Annotated in this window: 4 protein-coding genes; all 4 read left to right on the top strand. The window is 40.5% G+C overall.

Features of this window, described 5'->3' with window-relative positions:
• Positions 1 to 722 (top strand): gliding motility-associated C-terminal domain-containing protein (locus DCK90_RS16370; RefSeq protein ID WP_159075871.1); only part of this gene is annotated, 722 nt, incomplete at its 5' end.
• Between the two features lie 14 nt (positions 723 to 736).
• Complete coding sequence (locus tag DCK90_RS16365; RefSeq protein WP_108247283.1) at positions 737 to 1,684, top strand: PorP/SprF family type IX secretion system membrane protein; 948 nt, start codon at positions 737 to 739, stop codon at positions 1,682 to 1,684.
• Positions 1,685 to 1,695: 11 nt separating this feature from the next.
• A complete protein-coding gene (locus DCK90_RS16360) occupies positions 1,696 to 3,645 on the top strand; it encodes an OmpA family protein (protein ID WP_108247282.1) in 1,950 nt (649 codons plus the stop codon).
• Between the two features lie 387 nt (positions 3,646 to 4,032).
• Positions 4,033 to 4,588, top strand: a 556-nt coding sequence (locus tag DCK90_RS16355; RefSeq protein ID WP_159075870.1) for a hypothetical protein, incomplete at its 3' end; no start/stop codon positions are given.

Below are 4,588 nucleotides of genomic sequence, written 5' to 3'. Positions count from 1 at the left end.
TGAACGACGATGGAAGTGTAAGCGTGCTTCCCGGTACACAGGAAGGAACCTACACCATTACTTATACCATTTGTGATATCATGGATGTAGATAATTGTGATACCGCAACGGTTACTGTAGAAGTAATACAGGGAGAAGACAATGTAATCGATGCTGTAGATGATAATTACAATGCAAGTACCTCGGGAGGTGTTATTGCAGGTAGCGATGTGTTGTTGAATGATACCCTGAATGACGAGTTTGTATCGTTGAACGATGTAATATTGACCTCTACACCAACCAACCAACTTATGATTAATGATAATGGTACCGTTACGGTGGCAACAGGCACCCAACCAGGTACTTATACCATTGAATACACCATCTGCGAAGTAGGCAATCCTGATAATTGTGATACGGCAACGGTTACTGTAGAAGTGGAGGCCATAGAGGTAAATCAAATGTTGACGCCGAATGGAGATTTAAAAAATGACTTTTTGTTCATCAGAGGGGTCGAATACATCAAATCAAGTACAATAAAGATTTTCAATCGCTGGGGGACTGAGGTATTCGTGGGCAACGACTACGATAATGTCAGCAATGTGTTCGACGGACGGGTTCGCGGTAAATCAGCACTTAGTGTAAACGATTATCTTCCAGCTGGAATTTATTTCTACATATTTAATTACGAGACCGAACAAGGAAGTTTCACGGACTCAGAATACATTTACTTGAGCAGATAACAATATTGGATAGCATGATAAAGAAACATTTTTTAACCACCTTATTGTTCATTGGAGTCTTGTCCACGGGTCTATTTGCTCAGCAAGATGCCCAGTACACACAATACATGTACAATACCTTGAGTGTAAACCCAGCCTACGCAGGATCTAGAGGACAGCTTAGTTTTGCAGGCCTCTACCGTTCGCAATGGGTAGGTTTGGACGGAGCTCCGGAAACCTTTACGCTAAATCTTCATTCGCCCATAAGGAACAGTAGATTGGGATATGGCATTTCCATAGTAAACGATAATATTGGGGATGGTGTGGTGCAAGAGACCTATTTGGACGCCGTGGTATCCTATACCATCGATGTATCCATGGATGCCAAATTATCGTTTGGATTAAAAGCCGGAGGAAACATGTTGAATTTAGATTTTAATGGATTAAGGAATTTTGACCAAGAGGTTGTCAATCAAAATAATATTGACAACAAATTCACCCCAAATTTTGGTTTGGGTGTGTATTACCATACGGATAAGTTTTATGCAGGAGTTTCAGCCCCCAATGTATTGGAATCGGAATATTTTGATAACGACAATTCTGGTGAGGGCGTCAACTTTTTGTCCGCAGAACGTATGAACATTTACCTGATCACAGGGTACGTTTTTGATATTGGACCAGACCTGCAATTTAAACCAGCTCTGCTTACAAAAGCCGTGAGTGGGGCGCCATTACAGGTAGATCTATCCGCGAGCTTCTTGTTTGCGGAAAAGTTCAGTTTTGGAGCAGCCTATCGCTGGGATGCAGCGGTGAGCGGTTTGGTTGGCTTTCAGGTAACCGACCAGATAATGTTGGGATTGGCCTATGATCGCGAAGTGACCGAGTTGGGCGGGACACAGTTCAACGATGGGTCTTTTGAAGTGTTCCTGAGGCTGGAATTGTTGAAATCCTTCCAGAGAACCATATCACCAAGATTCTTTTAATATAGTTTATAATGCCGAAAAGAATACTCATATTATTGATCATCGTTTGCGGATTTTGGACAAAAGTAACCGCCCAGCAGGATAGTATTCCCGATAAGCAAATAAAAAGGGTTATGGAAAGGGCCGATGAGCGGTACAACCAATATTCCTTTAGCCCTGCAATTGATATTTATAAAAAAGTGTTGGATAAAGGTTACACTTCGCCCGATTTGTTGAAAAGACTGGGAAATTCCTACTATTTTAACGCCAAGTACCAAGAAGCGGCGGATACTTATGCAAAGCTCAACACTACATATCCCGATGAAATGTCCGTTGAAGATGTTTTCCGATATGCACAGAGTTTGAAATCAATCGGGAATTATGATCAAGCTGCCCAGATTATGGAATCTTTTAGGCAGATGACTTCCACCATGTCCAGTTATGATGAGAATTACATGACCAAAATTGAGAAAAACTCAGGTCGGTACACGGTTAAAACATTCCCCTATAACAGTAAATACTCGGATTTTGCCGCCGCCTACTACGAAAAAGGACTCATTTTTGCTTCTGACCGCGACACAGGAAACTTTGCCAGATATCGGCATACTTGGAATGCGAGGGACTTTTTGGATTTATACAAAGTAAACGCAGATAGTGTTTCCGATAATAATGTGGTAAAGCTGGGAGGAGACGTTAATACCCGATTGCACGAGTCCACATCTGTAGTTACCAAAGATGGTGCTACCATGTACTTTACACGGAACAATTTTTTCGATGGTAGAAAAAAGAAAGATGAGGAAGGTATTATCCGATTGAAGATATACAGCGCAGAAAACATAGATGGTGAATGGCTTAATATAACTGAGCTTCCTTTTAACAGTGACTCCTATTCAGTGGCGCACCCGATGTTAAGCCCAGATGGCAAAAAACTCTACTTTGTTTCCGATATGCCGGGAAGTTTGGGCGAGTCGGATATTTTTGTGACGGAGATTATTGGAGATGGTACTTACGGGCCAATCAAAAACTTGGGAAGCAACATCAACACTATAGCTCGTGAAACCTTTCCTTTTATTACTAAGGATGGAGTGCTCTATTTTTCTTCAGATGGTCACCAAGGATTGGGCGGATTGGATGTTTTTGCAACAAAAATAACGTACAACGATTATACCCAACCGGTGGTTAATGTTGGAAAACCTGTCAATACACCAAAGGACGATTTTTCATTCATTTTCGATTCAGATGATAAAACCGGGTATTTTGCATCCAACAGGGATGGGGGCATGGGAGATGACGACATATATGAGTTTGTGGAAAATGAACCATTGGTGTTGGATTGTATTCAAGAAATTACAGGAACTGTAAGAGATCGTATTTCCAACGAAGTTTTGGCAGGAGCAACCGTTAAGATTATAGATGAAGAAAACAACGAAGTGTCATCCACCATAACAGATTCCGATGGGAACTATATACTCATGTTGGATTGTTCCAAAGGAAACTTTGTGAGGGCATCAAGGGATGGATACGTGCCCTCGGAAGAATATTTGCCTATTTCCGATGGAAAACCACGTATTGTTGATTTTTACTTAGAGCGAGATTTGGTAACGGGAGGTTTTGGTGATGACTTGGCAAAATTATTACAGTTGAGTACCATTTACTTCGATTTGAATAAATACAACATCAGACCGGATGCTGAAATAGAAATTCAAAAGGTTATCGTGGCCATGGAAAAATATCCAAGTCTTAAGATTAAGGTCAATTCACACACCGATAGTAGGGGAGTGGATGCCTACAACCTTTGGTTGTCCCAAAAAAGAGCGGAATCTACTGTGGATTATATGATTTCAAAAGGAATCGCCGCAGATAGGCTCCAAGGCGAAGGTTACGGGGAGACCCGCTTGGTGAATGATTGCGCCAATGGTGTACAATGTACCGAAGAACAACATCAATTAAATAGAAGGTCAGAGTTCATTATTTTTGAATGATCCTTTTTTAAGTCAATAGCGATAAATATAAAAGCGGCTCCAAAATGGAGCCGCTTTTTGTTTGAATGGTATATCATTTCACCTCTCTCCTTCTTATAATTCATTGTGAATACAATGTAGGATTTGACCTACGCAAATACCTGTCCACTTTTGGGTTTATCGACGAACAGTCTTAAAAAAAACCCAAAAAAATATTGAGGTAACCTCAGGATTTGTGAACTATACAGTTCTATTTCATTGGTTCACAACAATTATTTTTCAACCCTAAAAGCGAGGGTAATTTTGTATGCGGTTTAATTCGGTGTATTAAATCACATAAAACCAATTGACCAAATTACAAGTAAATCAACAAACTACAGCATTACAACCTTCAATAATAGTAACCTCATGAAAAAGAGCATTCTATCCCTATTATTCCTTCTTTTTACAGGAATTGCCTTTTCACAAACTACCGTTACACTTCAGGATCAATGTGATTGTGAAGTTCTTAAAGGAACCGGTGTTTCCAGCGCAGGAGCCACTAGCCCAACTGGTGCTGATTTGGGTGATATCTATGTCAACACCAATACTGGTACCATTTATTTTTGGGATGGTGATTCATGGGAGTTGACTTCATCGGACAATCAGCAGTTAACAGGTTTTAATTTTGATGATGTTACTAATATTTTGTCACTGTCCTTAGAAGACGGAGGAAATGTAAATGTTGATTTAAGTAGTTTAAAAGATATTTTCACAGATTCAAATACGACCGTAACCTCATTTGATATTGATGGAACAAACACCAATTTGGTAATAACCGATTCTGATGCTAATACCTTTTCAGTGGCATTGGCTGATTTGGCAGCTTTGATAGATACCAACACCGATGATCAGGCGCTGAGCCTTAGCGGCAACACCCTGACCTTGGAGAACGGCGGCACCGTAGACCTTGGAGCATATTTGG

Origin of the sequence: Muricauda brasiliensis (assembly GCF_003057865.1) — a bacterium.
In the GTDB taxonomy this organism is placed as follows: domain Bacteria; phylum Bacteroidota; class Bacteroidia; order Flavobacteriales; family Flavobacteriaceae; genus Flagellimonas; species Flagellimonas chongwuensis.
Note: the sequence above shows the minus strand (reverse complement) of the source record. Positions and strands in the feature narration are given on the sequence as shown.